Consider the following 15541-nt stretch of genomic DNA (forward strand, 5'->3'; position numbering starts at 1 on the left):
GGTTGGTGCGGCCACGCATGTTGATGCGTCGGTCCGCCGGCTAGGCCGTGGGTGCGGGGGTGCGGTCCTCCGGGGCATCCGGGGCCTCCGGTGCCAGCACGGCAACGGAGCCTGCGGGATGGTCGGCCTCGACCAACGCTGTTTCGCAGTCGCCGTGGTCCTTCAGGAATTCCTCGTCGGAGCTGTCCTGCTTCAGGCCGAGCGGAATGCCGGCGGCAATCCGAGAGCGGAACCGGGAGTATCCGAGCAGGAAGTACACCGTGGCCGAGGTGATGGTCCCGCCCAGCCAGGAGAAATCGATGCCTCCGACAGCGGTCGCGATGGGTCCCTGGAGGACCGGAACCGAGCCGTACATGCACATCCAGGTCATGAAGATGCCGGCGAAGAAGGCGATGAAAGCCGCCGGGTTGAAGGCCTTGAGCTGGGTGTCGGACGGCGAGCGGAAGAGGTAGCTGAAGTTCTTATGGTGGCGCTCAAACACGAAGTAATGAACGGCCATGATCCCGCCCCAGGTCGCGACCCACGCTGCGATCGCGATGATCCAGTTGTGCAGCATGTGGGCAAAGTCAGTCGCGAACATGAAACCGATGACCGCCGCCATTGCCAGGCCACCGACGACGATGGACAGCTTCTTGCGGGAGATCTGGATGTCCAGGGCCTGTGTGGCGACGCCGAACGTGTACATGTTGATGATGTTGGTTGCGATGGGTCCGTGGATGACCAGCAGGATCACCGGAATGGCGAACGCTCCGTAGCTTTCCACGATCAGCTGGCCGGGATCGGCCGTGCCGTTCTTTGTCGCCAGGCTGGCGCCCAGGACGCCGAGCCAGACCACCGGGAGGAACTGCCCGAGGACGCTGACGACATAAAGCTTTGCGGGCCGGATCTTCTTGCTCACGAAGCGGGAGTAATCGGGAGCGTAGGTAAACCAGCCGATGCCCCAGCCGATGCCGATGGCGGTCATGATCGAGGACATGGCAGCGATCCTCGGCATGCCGGTGAGAACCTCGCCCACGGGTCCCTGGTAGCTCCAGTCGATGTCCAGCTGCGTCCAGGCCACGATTGACATGGCAATGAGGACCAGGACGGTGGGCGGCATGGTGATCCGCTCGAAGCGGGAAATGGCGCGGTAGCCGCGGTAGCAAATGGCCACCTGGATCGACATGATGACGGCAGCCGTGCCGATGCGCCACCCCAAGTTGGTGGCCGCAGGATCAACCCAGCCGATCATTCCGAACAGCGCCATGATCAGGTCCAGGATGACCCACGTGTTGACGGCGGACCATCCGATGGCGATCACGGCCTGGATGGCTGCGGGTAGGTAGGCGCCCCTGCGGCCGAACGCTCCGCGGGCCAGCAACATGCCGGTAGCTCCGGTGCGCTGCCCGAGGATTACGAAGAAGCCGAAGCCAAGCATGCCAATGACGTTGCCGGCAATGAGCACGGTGAGGGTATCGGCAAGGCTCAATCCGAGGTGGATGCCCAGGGCACCCAGGATCCAGTTGATCGGGGCGACGTTGGCGCCTGCCCAGATCCAGAACTGGCCGGACAGCTTTGTGGTACGGGCCGATTCGGGAACCGGCTGCAGGATGTCTTCTACGTGTTGGGTGGCCTGTTCGGATTTCGTGGCGGATCTCTGGCTCATGGCGGGTCTCCTGACGATTTGCAACGCGAGGCGGAGCAGGACTTCACCCAGACTAGGAGGTGATGCAGCTCACAGCGTATAGTCGGACCGTAACCACTTAGGTGCACGGAGGGTGACGGACTGTCCCCCCTACGCCGGTCGGGCTGCTCAGAGGCGGGATTATCCATGGTCGTGATGTTGTCGGATGTGCTTGGGCTTGAACTGATGCAGCGCGCCAGTCCGTTGGTCCGGGCCGGCAAAAGCCAGATTCCCGGCGGCAAGGTCAGATGGGTGCATTCGAGCGAAGTTTTGGAAATAGCGCCGCTGCTGCGCGGCCAGGAGCTGCTGCTGAGCGGCGGGGACGCCTTGTTGAACCTCCGGCCCGCCGCACAACACGAGTACATCCGCAGCCTGGCGGCCCGGCACGTGACGGCCTTGGCGATCCAGACCGCAGGCTCCGGCCGCTCCCTCTCGGCCGAGCTTGTGGAGGCAGCCGAAGAGGTGGGGCTGCCGCTGATCGAGCTGCGGCGCGTGGTCCCGTTCGTGGAGATTGCGGAAGAAGTCAATCGGAAAGTCGTGTCTGAACATGTCACGGCCCTGCAAACCGCCGATTCCATCTCGCAGCGCTTGGCGGAACGCCTGGCTTCTTCCGGTCCGGCACTGAGCCCCCTGATCGAGATTGTCTCGCAGTCGCTGCGGATCGAGGCGGCGCTGCTGGACCCCAGCGGGACCGTCTTGGAGTTCGCCGGCGGCTTCCCGCCCGACCCCACCTCCGTGAATGTGGAATCGGACATTTTCGTTGGCAGCCTGGTGTCGGCGCGCCTGCGGCTGCAAAGCCGCCGGGATGTTGCCCCGGAGCTGCTGAAGACGGTGGGGGAGCGGATCGGCGGCATTCTGGCGCTCGCCGTGTCGCAGCAGCACAGGCCGACGGCGCAGCAGATTGCCCACACCGCCCTGATGCGGGCCGTCATCAGCGGCGCCGGCGCCTCCCAAATCCACGAGTTGTGCACCGCCGCGGGCCTCTCGACAGTGCAACCCGCCTTCGTCATGGTGTTTCGCCGGATTGGGCTGACCAGCGTACGCGGAGTGGCCGAAAGGATCCTCAAAAACCGGTGTCCCGACGCCCGGACCTATCTGGACGGCGAGAGCCTGTGCGCCCTGGTCCAGCTCAGCATCAGCGGCACGCGCCAAGAGCGGCGGGAAATCCTGGCCGGATTGCGTGAGGACTTCCGCGGCCTGGCGGTGGCGGGTGCGATCGGGCCGACGGTTGCCACGCCGTTGCACGCCCACTCGTCCCTGGTCGAGGCCAGGCTGACCCAAGCGGTGGGGCCCCCGGACGACCTGGAAAGCAACATCCGCGACTGCGAGGACTTTGTCCTGGAGCGGCTGGCGGCCCGCGAGCTCTCCGGACCTGTCGCCGGACGAATCACCCAGGAACTGCTCGGCGAGCTGTTGGACTACGACCGGAAGCGGGGGACGCGGCTGCTGGACACCCTCGACGCCTGGCTTATGAGCGGCTGCAATTCCGCAGAGACTGCGCGGATCCTGTTCGTGGAACGCCAAACGCTGCATAAGCGGCTGCGCAAGATTTTCGATCTCATCGGCGAAGACCCCCGGGGCACGCCCAAGATGTCCGGGCTCAACCTGGCGGTCCGCCTGGCCAAGAACCCCTCGCCCGCCGAAATCGGCGGCTGAACGTTCCGCCAAAGACACCTTCCCCGCGCTACAACACCGCGCGGATGGCCTTTTCGAAGCCGGTGATGTGCTCGAGGGCCAGGCCGGCAGCGTGGTCCGCGTCGCCGTCGACAATTGAGTCCAGCAGTTCCACGTGCTCGGTGATGTGGCCGGCGACGGACGGCACCTTATCCAGCACGAGGCACCAGATGCGGGTGGCCAGGTTGTCCAGCCTGATCAGGGTGTCCTCGAGGTAGGGATTGCCCGCGGCGCGATAGATGGCGCGGTGCACGCTGAGGTCGTAACGCATCAGGTCGTGTTTGGCGGGCCGGGCGTCGTCGAGCTTTCCGATGTCCCGCGCCAGCTGCGACAGTTCTGCGCGCATGGCCTCCCCGGCCGACTCCGCTGCCTTGCGGGCCGCCAGGGGTTCCAGCACGCGGCGCAGTTCCGACACGGCGGCCAGCTCGGTGATGTCCACGATGGTCGCGAAGGTCCCGCGGCGCGGATAGGAGATGACCAGGTGATCGATCTCCAGTTTCTTCAGGGCCTCGCGCACCGGGGTGCGGCCGAAGCCGAGTTCCGCCGCCAGCTGCCCGTCATTGATGGGCGCGCCAGGGCGGATATCCAACATGATCAGCTTGTCCCGCAGCGCCCGGTAGGCCTGCTCGGCCAGCGACAGGTGCTCGGTCCCGGCATCGGTTTCCGCGGTGATGCTCATGATGCTCCTAATGGTCCGCTGACCTGGTCGGGGTCCTGCCGGCCGAAAACTGGATGCCGGAAGGAACCTCTTGACGGGGTGTGATCTCCCCCATACTATTGCAATCAGTTCTGATATATCAGTCACACATTAGTTGTGATTGATCAGGTTCTTCGAAGGAGAAGTCGGATGGTGAACACGCTGACAACCGGATTGGCTGCGGCCGATCCCGAGGTGGCCGGTGCCATTGCGCGGGAGCTGGAACGCCAGCAGTCCACGCTGGAGATGATCGCGTCGGAAAACTTCGCCCCCACCGCGGTGATGGAGGCCCAGGGGTCGGTGCTGACCAACAAGTACGCCGAGGGCTACCCGGGCCGGCGCTACTATGGCGGCTGCGAGCACGTGGACGTGATCGAGCAGCTGGCCATCGACCGGGTCAAGGCACTGTTCGGTGCGGAAGCCGCCAACGTCCAGCCCCACTCGGGTGCCCAGGCCAACGCCGCGGCCATGTTCGCGCTGCTGTCCCCGGGAGACACCATCCTGGGCCTGAACCTGGCACACGGCGGGCACCTGACCCACGGCATGAAGATCAACTTCTCCGGCAAGCTCTACAACGTCGTGCCCTACGGGGTCTCGGAGTCCGACCACCGGATCGACATGGCAGAGGTGGAGCGCCTCGCCGTCGAGCACAAGCCCAAGCTGATCGTGGCCGGCTGGTCCGCCTACACCCGCCAGCTGGACTTCGCGGAGTTCCGGCGGATCGCCGACGAGGTCGGCGCCTACCTGATGGTGGACATGGCGCACTTCGCCGGCCTGGTGGCCGCCGGACTGCACCCGAACCCGGTGCCGTACGCCGACGTCGTCACCACCACCACGCACAAGACGCTGGGCGGCCCGCGCGGGGGCGTGATCCTGTCCAAGCAGGAGCTGGCCAAGAAGATTAACTCCGCGGTGTTCCCCGGCCAGCAGGGCGGCCCGCTGGAGCACGTGGTGGCAGCCAAGGCCGTGGCCTTCAAGTTTGCCGCCTCCGACGAGTTCGCGGACCGCCAGCAGCGGACCCTCGAGGGCTCGCGGCTGCTGGCCCAGCGGCTGCTGGCCGACGACGTGGCGGCCGCCGGCATCAGCCTGGTCAGCGGCGGCACCGACGTGCACCTGGTCCTGGTGGACCTGCGCAACTCGGAACTGGACGGCCAGCAGGCCGAGGACCGGCTGCACTCCATCGGCATCACCGTCAACCGCAACGCGGTCCCGTTCGATCCGCGCCCGCCGATGGTTTCCTCCGGCCTGCGGATCGGCACCCCTGCCTTGGCCACCCGCGGCTTTGGCGCCGCCGAATTCACCGAGGTGGCAGACATCATTGCCGCCGCCCTGACCCGTGCACCGGACGAGGAGCTGCTCACCGAGCTCCGCGGCCGCGTGGCCCTGCTGGCGGAGAAGTTCCCGCTTTACCCCAACCTGAACGCCGAGCCGAACGGAGCCGAATAATGGCCGATCTGCTGCCCGAGCACCCGGACTTCCTCTGGCGGAATCCGGAGCCGAAATCCTCATACGACGCCGTGATCGTCGGCGGCGGCGGCCACGGCCTGGCCACCGCCTACTACCTGGCCAAAAACCACGGCATGACCAACATCGCGGTGCTGGAACGCGGCTGGCTGGCCGGCGGCAACATGGCCCGCAACACCACGATCATCCGCTCCAACTACCTCTGGGACGAGAGCGCGGGAATCTACGAGCACTCGCTCAAACTCTGGGAGCAGCTGCCGGAGGAACTCGAATACGATTTCCTCTTCTCCCAGCGCGGCGTGATGAACCTGGCCCACACCCTGCAGGACGTGCGCGAGAGCATCCGCCGGGTGAACGCCAACCAGCTCAACGGCGTGGACGCCGAGTGGATCACCCCGGACCAGATCAAGGAACTGTGCCCCATCATCAACACCGGGGACGACATCCGCTACCCGGTGATGGGGGCGACCTATCAGCCCCGCGCCGGCATCGCCAAGCACGACCACGTGGCCTGGGCCTTCGCCCGCAAGTGCGACGAAATGGGCGTGGACATCATCCAAAATTGCGAGGTCACCGGATTTATCAAGGACGGCGACCGGGTTGTCGGCGTCGAAACCAGCCGCGGCCGGATCAACGCCGGCAAGGTCGGCCTGGCCGGCGCGGGACACAGCTCGGTGCTCGCCGAACTGGCCGGCTTCGAACTGCCCATCCAGTCGCACCCGCTGCAGGCGCTCGTCTCCGAGCTGCACGAGCCGGTCCACCCCACGGTGGTCATGTCCAACCACGTCCACGTCTACGTCTCCCAGGCACACAAGGGCGAACTGGTCATGGGCGCGGGCATCGACACCTACAACGGCTACGGCCAGCGCGGCGCCTTCCACGTCATCGAGGAACAGATGGCGGCCGCCGTCGAGCTCTTCCCGATCTTCGCCCGCGCCCACGTGCTGCGGACCTGGGGCGGCATCGTCGACACCACGATGGACGCCTCGCCGATCGTGTCCAAGACGCCGATCGACCAGCTCTACGTGAACTGCGGCTGGGGCACCGGCGGGTTCAAGGGAACGCCCGGCGCCGGCTACACCTTCGCCCACACCATCGCCACGGACGAACCGCACCCGCTGAACGCCCCGTTTGCCCTGGACCGGTTCGAGACCGGACACCTCATCGACGAACACGGCGCCGCCGCCGTGGCCCACTAGGAAGGAAGACCGAGATGCTTCTGATCGAATGCCCCTGGTGCGGGCCGCGCGACGAGACCGAATACCACTACGGCGGCCAGGCCCACGTCGCCTACCCGGCGGACCCGAACCAGCTGAGCGACGCGGAATGGGCGAAGTTCCTCTTCTACCGCGCCAACCCCAAGGGCCTGTTCGCCGAACGCTGGGTGCACAGCACCGGCTGCAGGCGCTGGTTCAACGCGGTGCGCGACACCGTCAGCTACGAATTCAAAGCCGTGTACAAGCCCGGCGAGAAACCACCGATCGAACTCGGCAGCCTCGCGGGTGCCAAGGCCCAGCCGGCCGAAGGAGGAGCGAAATGACCGCCACCGGCAACATCGCCAACCAGTCCCAGCGGCTTGCCGCCCCCGCCGCTGCCCGGATCGACCGAAACAAGCCGCTGAACTTCACGCTCGACGGCGACACCTACACCGGCTACGCCGGGGACACGCTGGCCTCCGCGCTGCTCGGGGCCGGGAAGGTCACGGTGGGCGACTCGCTCTATCTCGGCCGCCCGCGCGGCATCATGTCGGCCGGCGTGGAAGAGCCCAACGCACTGGTCAAGGTCAGTGCCCGCTACGCCGGGCACGTTGACGAGTCCATGCTGCCGGCGACGGCCCTCGAGCTGACGGACGGCATGGACGCCAGGCTGCTGAGCGGCCTGGGCCAGCTGGACCCCCGCACCGACGAGGCCGTCTACGACCGCAAGTACGTGCACACCGACGTGCTGGTGGTCGGTGCCGGCCCGGCCGGCCTGGCCGCGGCACGCGAGGCAGCCAGGAGCGGTGCGCGCGTGATCCTGATGGACGAGCAGCCGGAGGCCGGCGGCTCCCTGCTGTCGGGCCGCGGCGAGACCATCGACGGCCTGCCCGCGCAGGAGTGGGTGGACCGGACCGCCGCCGAGTTGTCAGCTGCCGAAGAGCTCATTTACTTGGCCCGCACCACGGCATTCGGCAGCTACGACAGCAACTTCATCGTCGCCGTCCAGCGCCGCACCGACCATTTGGCCGGCGAGCTGGGAGCCGGCGTCTCCCGCGAGCGCATCTGGCACGTCCGCGCCAAGCAGGTGGTGCTCGCCACCGGCGCGCACGAACGTCCCATCGTCTTCGCGAACAACGACCGCCCCGGCATCATGCTGGCCTCCGCCGTCCGCAGCTACCTCAACCGGTACGCGGTGGCCGCCGGCAACCAAGTGGTCGTCGCCACCAACAACGACTCGGCGTACCAACTGGTCGCCGACCTGTCCGCGGCCGGCATCGCCGTCGCCGCCGTGGTGGAGGCGCGCACCGAGATCGGCGGCGACGCGGCCGAGACGGTCCGCGCGGCCGGCACCCGCCTGATCACCGGCAGTGCCGTGGTGGACACCGAAGGCCGGAACGACGGCGGACGGATCAGCGCCGTCGTCGTCAGCGGTTTGGATGCCGAGGGGCAGCTGACCGGGGAACCGGAAACCATCGAGACGGACCTGCTGGCCGTCTCCGGCGGCTGGAGCCCGGTGGTGCACCTGCACAGCCAGCGCGAACGCCGCCTGTCCTGGAACGACGAGCTGGCGGCCTTCGTGCCCGGCCACGTGGTCAAGGACCAGCAGACCGCCGGCGCCTGCAACGGAACCCTGGATCTGGCCGGCAGCCTGCGCGAAGGCGCCGCCGCCGGCGCTGAAGCGGCCACCCGCGCCGGCTTCGGCGCGGACCCGCAGGTCCCCGCGGCCGCCGCCGAAACCGTCTCCCCGATCCGGCCGCTGTGGCTGGTTCCCGCCCTCGACGGCGAGGCCGCCGGCTGGAAGAACCACTTCGTCGACTTCCAACGCGACCAGACGGTCGCCGACGTGCTGCGTTCGACCGGCGCCGGAATGCGCAGCGTGGAGCATGTGAAGCGCTACACGTCGATCAGCACCGCCAACGACCAGGGCAAGACCTCCGGCGTCAACGCCATCGGCGTCATCGCCGCGGCGCTGAACAACCCGGACGTCGGCAGCATCGGCACCACCGCCTACCGCGCCCCCTACACGCCGGTGGCATTCGCCGCACTGGCGGGCCGGCAGCGCGGGGAGCTGTTCGACCCGGCGCGGCTGACCTCGATCCACCCCTGGCACGTCGCCCACGGCGCGCTGTTCGAGGACGTCGGGCAGTGGAAGCGGCCCTGGTACTTCCCGCAGCCGGGCGAGGACATGGACGCCGCGGTGCTGCGCGAATGCGCCGCCGTCCGCGAATCCGTCGGCTTCATGGACGCGACCACCCTGGGCAAGATCGAGATCCGCGGCAAGGACGCCGGCGAATTCCTGAACCGGATGTACACCAACGCGTTCAAGAAACTGAAGCCCGGCCTGGGCCGCTACGGGCTGATGTGCACCCCGGACGGCATGATCTTCGACGACGGCGTGACGCTGCGCCTGGACGAGGACCGCTACTTCATGACGACCACCACCGGCGGTGCCGCCAAGGTGCTGGACTGGCTGGAGGAGTGGCTGCAGACGGAATGGCCGGAGCTGGACGTCGTGTGCAACTCGGTCACCGAGCAGTACACCACCGTCGCCGTCGTGGGGCCGAAGTCACGCGCGGTCATCGCCAAGCTGGCGCCCGAGCTGGACCTGGACAACGACGCCTTCCCCTTCATGGCGTTCCGGGAGACCACGCTGGCCTCCGGCATCCCGGCCCGCATTTGCCGGATCTCGTTCTCCGGCGAGCTGGCGTTCGAGATCAATGTGTCCTCCTGGTACGGCCTGAAGGTCTGGGAAGACGTGGCCGAAGCCGGCGCGGAGTTCAACATCACCCCGTACGGCACCGAGACCATGCACGTGCTGCGCGCCGAGAAGGGCTTCATCATCGTCGGCCAGGACACGGACGGCACGGTCACCCCGCAGGACGCCGGGATGGACTGGGTGGTCTCCAAGGCCAAGGACTTCGTGGGCAAGCGCTCCTACACCCGCGCCGACAACCTGCGCGAGGACCGCAAGCAGCTGGTCGGGGTTCTGCCGGCGGACAAGTCGTTCCGCCTCCCCGAGGGCGCGCAGCTGGTCAACCAGGGCACCCGGATCGCGCCGGCCGAGGCGCCGGTGCCAATGGAGGGGCACGTGACCTCCAGCTACCACAGCGCCGCGCTGGGCCGCAGCTTCGGCCTGGCCCTGATCAAAAACGGCCGCAACCGCATCGGCGAGACGCTGCAGGCACCCGTCAACGGGCAGCTGGTGGACGTCGTCATCGCAGAACCCGTACTCTACGACCCCGAAGGGAGCCGTCGTGATGGCTGAACAGGTCTTGACCAACATCGAAGCACTGCGCCGCAGTCCGCTGGCGCACCTGACCGAGGCAATCAGCCAGGGCGCCGTGGCCGGCGAACGCGGCGTCAGCCTGCGTGAAATCCCGTTCCTGAACATGGTCGCCCTGCGGGCCGAGCCCGGATCGGCCGGCGCCAAGGCGCTGGAGGCCGCCGCCGGGCTGCCGTTGCCGGCCGGCCACGGCCAGGTTTCCGGCGGCGCGGACTCGACCGCCATCCTGTGGCTGGGGCCGGACGAGTTCCTGCTGGTCGGGCCCGAAGGCACGGACGCCACGGCGGACCTGACCGCCGCGCTCGGCGGTGAGCCGGGCGCCGTCGTCGATCTGTCCGCGAACCGCACCACGCTGGAACTTTCCGGACCCTCGGCCCGGCTGGTGCTGGAGAAGGGCTGCCACGCGGACCTGCACCCGCGGGCGTTCGGTCCGGGCACGGCGATCACCACCCAGCTGGGCCCGGTGCCGGTGCTGCTGTGGCAGACCGCGGAGCGGGACGGCGGCCAGGTCTACCGGATCATGCCGCGGGCCTCGTTCGCGGACTACACCGCGCGCTGGCTGCTGGACGCCATGACGGAGTTTGCCTCGCCCGAGGTGGACTGAGATGGCACTGAGCGCGCTGGACCTGTTTTCGATCGGCATCGGGCCGTCGTCGTCTCACACGGTGGGCCCCATGCGGGCCGCCCGGCAGTTTGCCGCGTCACTGGCCGCGGACGGGCTGCTGGAGTCGGTGGCCCGGGTGAAGTCGGAGCTGTTCGGCTCGCTCGGTGCCACCGGGGCCGGCCACGGGTCGGACAAGGCCGTGATCCTGGGCCTGCAGGGCGAGGACCCGGAAACCGTTGATCCGGATGCCGCGGACGCGCAGGTGCAGGAGGCGGCGGCCGCACGGAAGCTGAGCCTCGCCGGCACGCACCCGGTGGAGTTCGACCCTGCTTCCGACGTGGTGCTGCACCGCCGCCGCTCGCTGCCGGCGCACCCGAACGGGATGACCTTCACGGCGTACGACGCCGGCGGCTCACCGCTGCGTGCGTCCTCCTATTACTCGGTGGGCGGCGGGTTCGTGGTGACGGCCGAGGAGGCCGAACGTGCGGCGGAAGAGGCTGCGCGCGACGCCGGGGCGGGGGAGCGCGACGGCGGCGCCACCGCGCGCGACGCCCGTGCGGCGAGCTCTGCCGGGGAGGGGGAACGGCTCCCGTACCCGTTCTCCAGTGCCGCGGAACTGCTCGCCCGTTGCCGCGAGGCCGGAACGTCGATAGCCGGCGTGATGCTGGCCAACGAACTCACCTGGCGCAGCGAAGCCGAACTGCGGGCGGACCTCCTGCGCATCTGGGCGGTGATGCAGGAGTGTGTGGAAAACGGCTGTACCCGCACCGAGGAGACCCTGCCCGGGTCGCTGCTGGTCCGCCGGCGTGCCCCGGGGCTGCGGCGAAGGCTGCGTGCCGCCGAGGAGGCACGGGCAGCGGACGGCACGCCCAACGCCGACCCGCTCTGGGCGATGGAATGGGTCAACCTGTATGCGCTGGCGGTCAACGAGGAAAACGCCTCCGGCGGGCGGATCGTCACGGCCCCCACCAACGGGGCGGCCGGGATCCTGCCCGCCGTGCTGCACTACTACACGAGGTTCGTGCCCGGCGCGGACGACGACGCGGTGGTGGATTTTCTGCTCACCGCGGCGGCCATCGGCATCCTGTTCAAGACCAACGCCTCGATTTCCGGGGCCGAGGTCGGCTGCCAGGGCGAGGTCGGGTCAGCCTGCTCGATGGCGGCCGGTGCACTGTGCGCGGTGCTCGGCGGGACACCGGAGCAGGTGGAAAACGCCGCCGAGGTCGGAATCGAGCACAATTTGGGCCTGACCTGTGATCCGGTGGGCGGCCTGGTGCAGATTCCCTGCATCGAACGCAACGCCATCGCCAGCGTCAAGGCGATCAACGCCGCCCGGCTGGCACTGGCCGGCGACGGCGACCACCGCGTGTCCCTGGACATGGCCATCAAGACCATGCGGGAGACCGGGGCGGACATGATGTCCAAGTACAAGGAGACGTCGCGCGGCGGCCTGGCCGTCAACGTCGTCGAATGCTGAACAGCCAGCGCTGAACAGCCAGCGCTGAACCGCCAGCCGCACGGCAGTCCCGACGAGACCGCCGCACGAAAAGCCAGACCGAAACGGGGTAGCAACCATGCCGATCCACCACGAGCACATCCTGACCCTCGACTGCCCGGAGCGGTTGGGGATCGTCCACGCGGTCTCCGGTTTCCTGGTCGAGCACCGCCAGAGCATCCAGGAGCTCAAGCAGTTCGACGACCGGCGGGCCGGGCATTTCTTCATGCGCACCGACTTCGCCGGGGAGAACGGCGGAACCAACTCCACGGAGCGGCTGCGCGAGGCGTTTGCCCCGTTGGCCGAGCAGTACGGCATGGCGTGGCAGCTGGAACCCAAGGGCCGCAGGCGGCGGGTGCTGGTGATGGTGTCAAAGTTCGGGCACTGCCTGAACGACCTGCTCTTCCGCTCCCGGATGGGGGAGCTGCCGGTGGAGATTGTCGCCGTCGTGTCCAACCATCTGGACCACAAGGGGCTGGTGGAATGGCATGAGGTCCCGTATTACCACGTGCCGGTCACGCCGGACACGAAACCGGCCGCCGAGGCCGAGCTGCTGCAACTGATCGATGCCCACAACGTGGAGCTGGTAGTGCTGGCCCGCTACATGCAGGTCCTCAGCGACCACCTAAGCCGCGAGCTGACCGGGCGCACCATCAACATCCATCACTCCTTCCTGCCCAGCTTCAAGGGGGCCAAGCCCTATCACCAGGCCTACGAAAAAGGAGTGAAAACCGTGGGGGCCACCGCGCACTACGTCAACGCCGAACTCGACGAAGGCCCGATCATCGCCCAGCAGACGGTGGAAGTCGACCACACCTTCGGGCCGGAGGACCTGGTCGCCGCCGGCCGCGACACCGAGTGCAAGGCCCTGACCAACGCGGTCAAGTGGCACTGCGAGGGCCGGGTCATCCTGCACGGCAACCGCACCGTGGTGCTGCGGTAGGAGCGCGCGGTTGGTTGGTTTCTTACCGCTGAGCTGCCACGGATGCCACCGATCCTCTCCTTCGTTTGCCGGTGTGACGTTGCTCAAATTTTTGCAGGAATGAATGTTTGCACTTGTGCAACGAGCGGGGGCGCTGGCACACTGGTTCGGTGAGTCAACTAAATTCCCTGCGTGAGCGCAAGCGCGCCGAGTGCTGGACCGCCCTGCATGACGCCGCGGCGGAAGCGGCGCTGGAAGACGGAATTGAGAGCGTCACCGTGGATGCGGTGGCGCTCTCCGCCGGAGTTTCCCCGCGCACCTTCTTCAACTACTTCACGTGCAAGGAAGACGCGGTGCTGGGCCTGCGCGAGCCGGTGCTTGACGATGCCATGCTGGCCGAATTCGACGTCCACGCCAATCTGCTGGACGAAGTCGGCAAGTTGATGCTGGCGGTCACCCGCTCCATTCAAGGCGGAGACGATGCCACCCGCCACCTGATCCTGCGCAAGCACCCGCACCTGCTGCACCGCCGCGTCCAGTACATCGTCAAGGTGGAGCAATTGGTCACCACCGCAGTCGCCGAACTGCTCGCCGGCTCCGACCGGCTCACGGACGCTGAACGCATCCTGGCCGCCCATCCCGTCGGCGGGCAGTACACCGCCGAAGACGCCGCCCGCATGCTGGTCATGACGGCGGGCGCAGCAATCCGCTTTGCCATGCAAAAAACCATGTCCCAACCCACCCTGGAATCGCAGACCGAGGCCCTGGAGCACAGCCTGGCCTTGCTGCGCGCAGTTCTGAAGGAATCCGAATGAACAACGAAAGCCGACAGGCGCTACAGCGCCCACCGGCATCCGCGACGTCCCGGCCGGGGCAGCATGGCCACAGCCATGGCAACCTGCTGCTGGTATTCGTCGCGCTGATGATGGCCATGTTGCTGGCCGCCCTGAACCAGACCATCCTGGCGACTGCACTGCCCACCATCGTGGGGGAGCTCAACGGCGCCAACCTGATGCTCTGGGTGATCACCGCCTATATCCTGGCCGCCACGGTCATGATGCCCATCTACGGCAAGCTGGGCGACCAGATCGGCCGCAAATACTTGCTGGTCGCCGCGATCATCATGTTTTTGATCGGCTCGGTCATCGGCGCCCTGGCGCCGGACATGGGCTGGCTCATTGCTTCCCGTGTGGTGCAGGGGCTGGGCGGCGGCGGACTGATGATCCTGTCGCAGGCCATCATCGCCGATGTGGTTCCCGCCCGGGAACGCGGCAAGTACATGGGCGCCATGGGCGGAGTCTTTGCGTTCTCCTCGGTGGTCGGACCGCTGCTGGGCGGCTGGTTTACCGAGGGACCGGGCTGGCGCTGGGCCTTCTGGTTCAACATTCCGGTGGGTGTCTTGGCCTTGATTGGCGCGCTGTTCTTCCTCAAGTCCCGGCCTGTCAAGGTGCGGCCGAAGCTCGATCTCTGGGGCATGCTGCTGATGGCGGCCGCGACCACCGGCCTGGTCCTGGTGAGCAGCTGGGGCGGCAGCACTTTTGCCTGGTCCGACCCGGTGCTCATCGCCCTCATAGCAGGCACCGTACTGGCCGCCGTCGGGTTCGTGCTGGTGGAGCGCAAGACCGCCGAACCCATCATTCCCATGTCCATGTTCCGTGACCGCAACTTCATCATGACCACCATCGCGGGCCTGCTGATCTCCGTGGCCATGTTCGGGGCCCTCGGCTACATGCCCACCTACTTCCAGATGGCTGCCGGCGTGTCGGCGACGGCGGCCGGGATGCTGATGATTCCCATGATGGCCGCGCTGCTCGCGTCGTCCATGACCTCCGGAATCCTGGTCTCAAAGACCGGCCGTTACAAGTGGATGCCGGTGGCCGGTTCGGCGGTGATGGCTGTGGCCCTGCTGCTGATGTACTTCGTGCGCGCGGACACGCCCGTCTGGGTGCTCTGCGTTTACCTGGGCTTGCTGGGCCTTGGCCTGGGCCTGAACATGCAGATTCTGGTGCTGATCGTGCAGAACTCCTTCCCGCTGCGGCAGGTGGGCACGGCGACGGCGGCCAACAACTTCTTCCGCCAGATCGGCGCCACGCTCGGCTCGGCCGTCGTGGGAAGCCTGTTCGCCCACCGCCTGGTCGACCTCCTCAACGACCGCCTGCCGGCCGCAGCCGTCGCGGCCACCGGAGGCGGGAACTCGCTGACGCCGGACATGGTCGCCGGCCTGCCCGCACCGGTGCACGACATCATCGTCGAGTCCTACAACGAAGCCCTGATGCCGCTCTTCCTGTTCATGGTGCCGATGGCCGTTGTAGCCACCGTGCTGTGCATGTTCGTGGTGGAAAAGCCGTTGGCCACCTCGCTGGAGCCGGACATCCTGGCCGAGGCAGCCGCGGAGGGCAATATCGCGATCACCTCCGCGACCGAGGGCAACCAGCCGGCGAACACGGACCTGCGCCAGGCCGAAGCCAGCAACAGGTAGCGCGCCGGAGCACGGGCACGTAGCCGCCGGGGCGGTGGCAGGCCGGAGCGTGTAGCCGGTC

At 67.5% G+C, this 15541-nt stretch carries 12 protein-coding genes; 10 read left to right on the plus strand and 2 right to left on the minus strand.

Annotated features, from left to right (window positions below; translation table 11 throughout):
• Positions 1-40: 40 nt before the first annotated feature.
• Entirely contained in the window at positions 41-1645 is a 1605-nt protein-coding gene (locus tag AC5RTY_RS16655) for a purine-cytosine permease family protein (RefSeq protein ID WP_494139966.1), read from the minus strand.
• A gap of 165 nt (positions 1646-1810) precedes the next feature.
• On the opposite strand from AC5RTY_RS16655, the gene AC5RTY_RS16660 reads away from it, so the two are divergent.
• The gene (locus tag AC5RTY_RS16660; protein ID WP_494139967.1) at positions 1811-3319 is read left to right on the plus strand and encodes a PucR family transcriptional regulator; all 1509 of its coding nucleotides are present in this window, start codon (positions 1811-1813) and stop codon (positions 3317-3319) included.
• A gap of 28 nt (positions 3320-3347) precedes the next feature.
• Here the strand turns inward: AC5RTY_RS16660 and AC5RTY_RS16665 are convergent, their stop codons facing one another.
• Complete coding sequence (locus tag AC5RTY_RS16665; protein ID WP_494001740.1) at positions 3348-4016, minus strand: GntR family transcriptional regulator; 669 nt, start codon at positions 4014-4016, stop codon at positions 3348-3350.
• Positions 4017-4187: 171 nt separating this feature from the next.
• Between AC5RTY_RS16665 and glyA the strand changes: the two genes are divergently transcribed.
• The 9 genes from glyA to AC5RTY_RS16710 all read left to right on the plus strand — a co-directional run bounded on the left by glyA (position 4188) and on the right by AC5RTY_RS16710 (position 15480).
• Entirely contained in the window at positions 4188-5480 is a 1293-nt protein-coding gene (glyA, locus tag AC5RTY_RS16670; RefSeq protein WP_494139968.1) for a serine hydroxymethyltransferase, read from the plus strand.
• Complete coding sequence (locus AC5RTY_RS16675; RefSeq protein ID WP_493987654.1) at positions 5480-6697, plus strand: sarcosine oxidase subunit beta family protein; 1218 nt, start codon at positions 5480-5482, stop codon at positions 6695-6697. Before glyA ends, AC5RTY_RS16675 begins: the two co-directional genes overlap by 1 nt.
• 14 nt (positions 6698-6711) lie before the next feature.
• Positions 6712-7038, plus strand: a complete 327-nt coding sequence (locus AC5RTY_RS16680) for a sarcosine oxidase subunit delta (protein WP_494001737.1) — start codon at positions 6712-6714, stop codon at positions 7036-7038.
• Between the two features lie 14 nt (positions 7039-7052).
• Complete coding sequence (locus AC5RTY_RS16685; protein WP_494139980.1) at positions 7053-9962, plus strand: sarcosine oxidase subunit alpha family protein; 2910 nt, start codon at positions 7053-7055, stop codon at positions 9960-9962.
• Entirely contained in the window at positions 9955-10584 is a 630-nt protein-coding gene (locus AC5RTY_RS16690; protein ID WP_494109720.1) for a sarcosine oxidase subunit gamma, read from the plus strand. Before AC5RTY_RS16685 ends, AC5RTY_RS16690 begins: the two co-directional genes overlap by 8 nt.
• A gap of 1 nt (position 10585) precedes the next feature.
• Entirely contained in the window at positions 10586-12061 is a 1476-nt protein-coding gene (locus tag AC5RTY_RS16695; RefSeq protein ID WP_494139969.1) for an L-serine ammonia-lyase, read from the plus strand.
• 97 nt (positions 12062-12158) lie between these two features.
• A complete protein-coding gene (purU, locus tag AC5RTY_RS16700; RefSeq protein WP_494001734.1) occupies positions 12159-13022 on the plus strand; it encodes a formyltetrahydrofolate deformylase in 864 nt (287 codons plus the stop codon).
• A 149-nt stretch (positions 13023-13171) separates the two neighbouring features.
• Positions 13172-13816, plus strand: coding sequence for a TetR/AcrR family transcriptional regulator (locus AC5RTY_RS16705; protein ID WP_494139970.1), 645 nt, complete (start codon positions 13172-13174; stop codon positions 13814-13816).
• Positions 13813-15480, plus strand: coding sequence for an MDR family MFS transporter (locus AC5RTY_RS16710; protein ID WP_494139971.1), 1668 nt, complete (start codon positions 13813-13815; stop codon positions 15478-15480). Before AC5RTY_RS16705 ends, AC5RTY_RS16710 begins: the two co-directional genes overlap by 4 nt.
• Positions 15481-15541: the final 61 nt, after the last annotated feature.

The organism is Arthrobacter sp. Y3224055 (genome assembly GCF_059090825.1).

Excerpts from the sequence above, each read along its gene's own strand:
- AC5RTY_RS16710 (WP_494139971.1), top strand. The coding sequence starts at position 13,813 with ATGAACAACGAAAGCCGACAGGCGCTACAGCGCCCACCGGCATCCGCG.
- purU (WP_494001734.1), top strand. The coding sequence starts at position 12,159 with ATGCCGATCCACCACGAGCACATCCTGACCCTCGACTGCCCGGAGCGG.
- AC5RTY_RS16660 (WP_494139967.1), top strand. The coding sequence starts at position 1,811 with ATGGTCGTGATGTTGTCGGATGTGCTTGGGCTTGAACTGATGCAGCGC.
- AC5RTY_RS16680 (WP_494001737.1), top strand. The coding sequence starts at position 6,712 with ATGCTTCTGATCGAATGCCCCTGGTGCGGGCCGCGCGACGAGACCGAA.
- AC5RTY_RS16675 (WP_493987654.1), top strand. The coding sequence starts at position 5,480 with ATGGCCGATCTGCTGCCCGAGCACCCGGACTTCCTCTGGCGGAATCCG.
- AC5RTY_RS16695 (WP_494139969.1), top strand. The coding sequence starts at position 10,586 with ATGGCACTGAGCGCGCTGGACCTGTTTTCGATCGGCATCGGGCCGTCG.
- AC5RTY_RS16690 (WP_494109720.1), top strand. The coding sequence starts at position 9,955 with ATGGCTGAACAGGTCTTGACCAACATCGAAGCACTGCGCCGCAGTCCG.
- AC5RTY_RS16665 (WP_494001740.1), bottom strand. The coding sequence starts at position 4,016 with ATGAGCATCACCGCGGAAACCGATGCCGGGACCGAGCACCTGTCGCTG.
- AC5RTY_RS16655 (WP_494139966.1), bottom strand. The coding sequence starts at position 1,645 with ATGAGCCAGAGATCCGCCACGAAATCCGAACAGGCCACCCAACACGTA.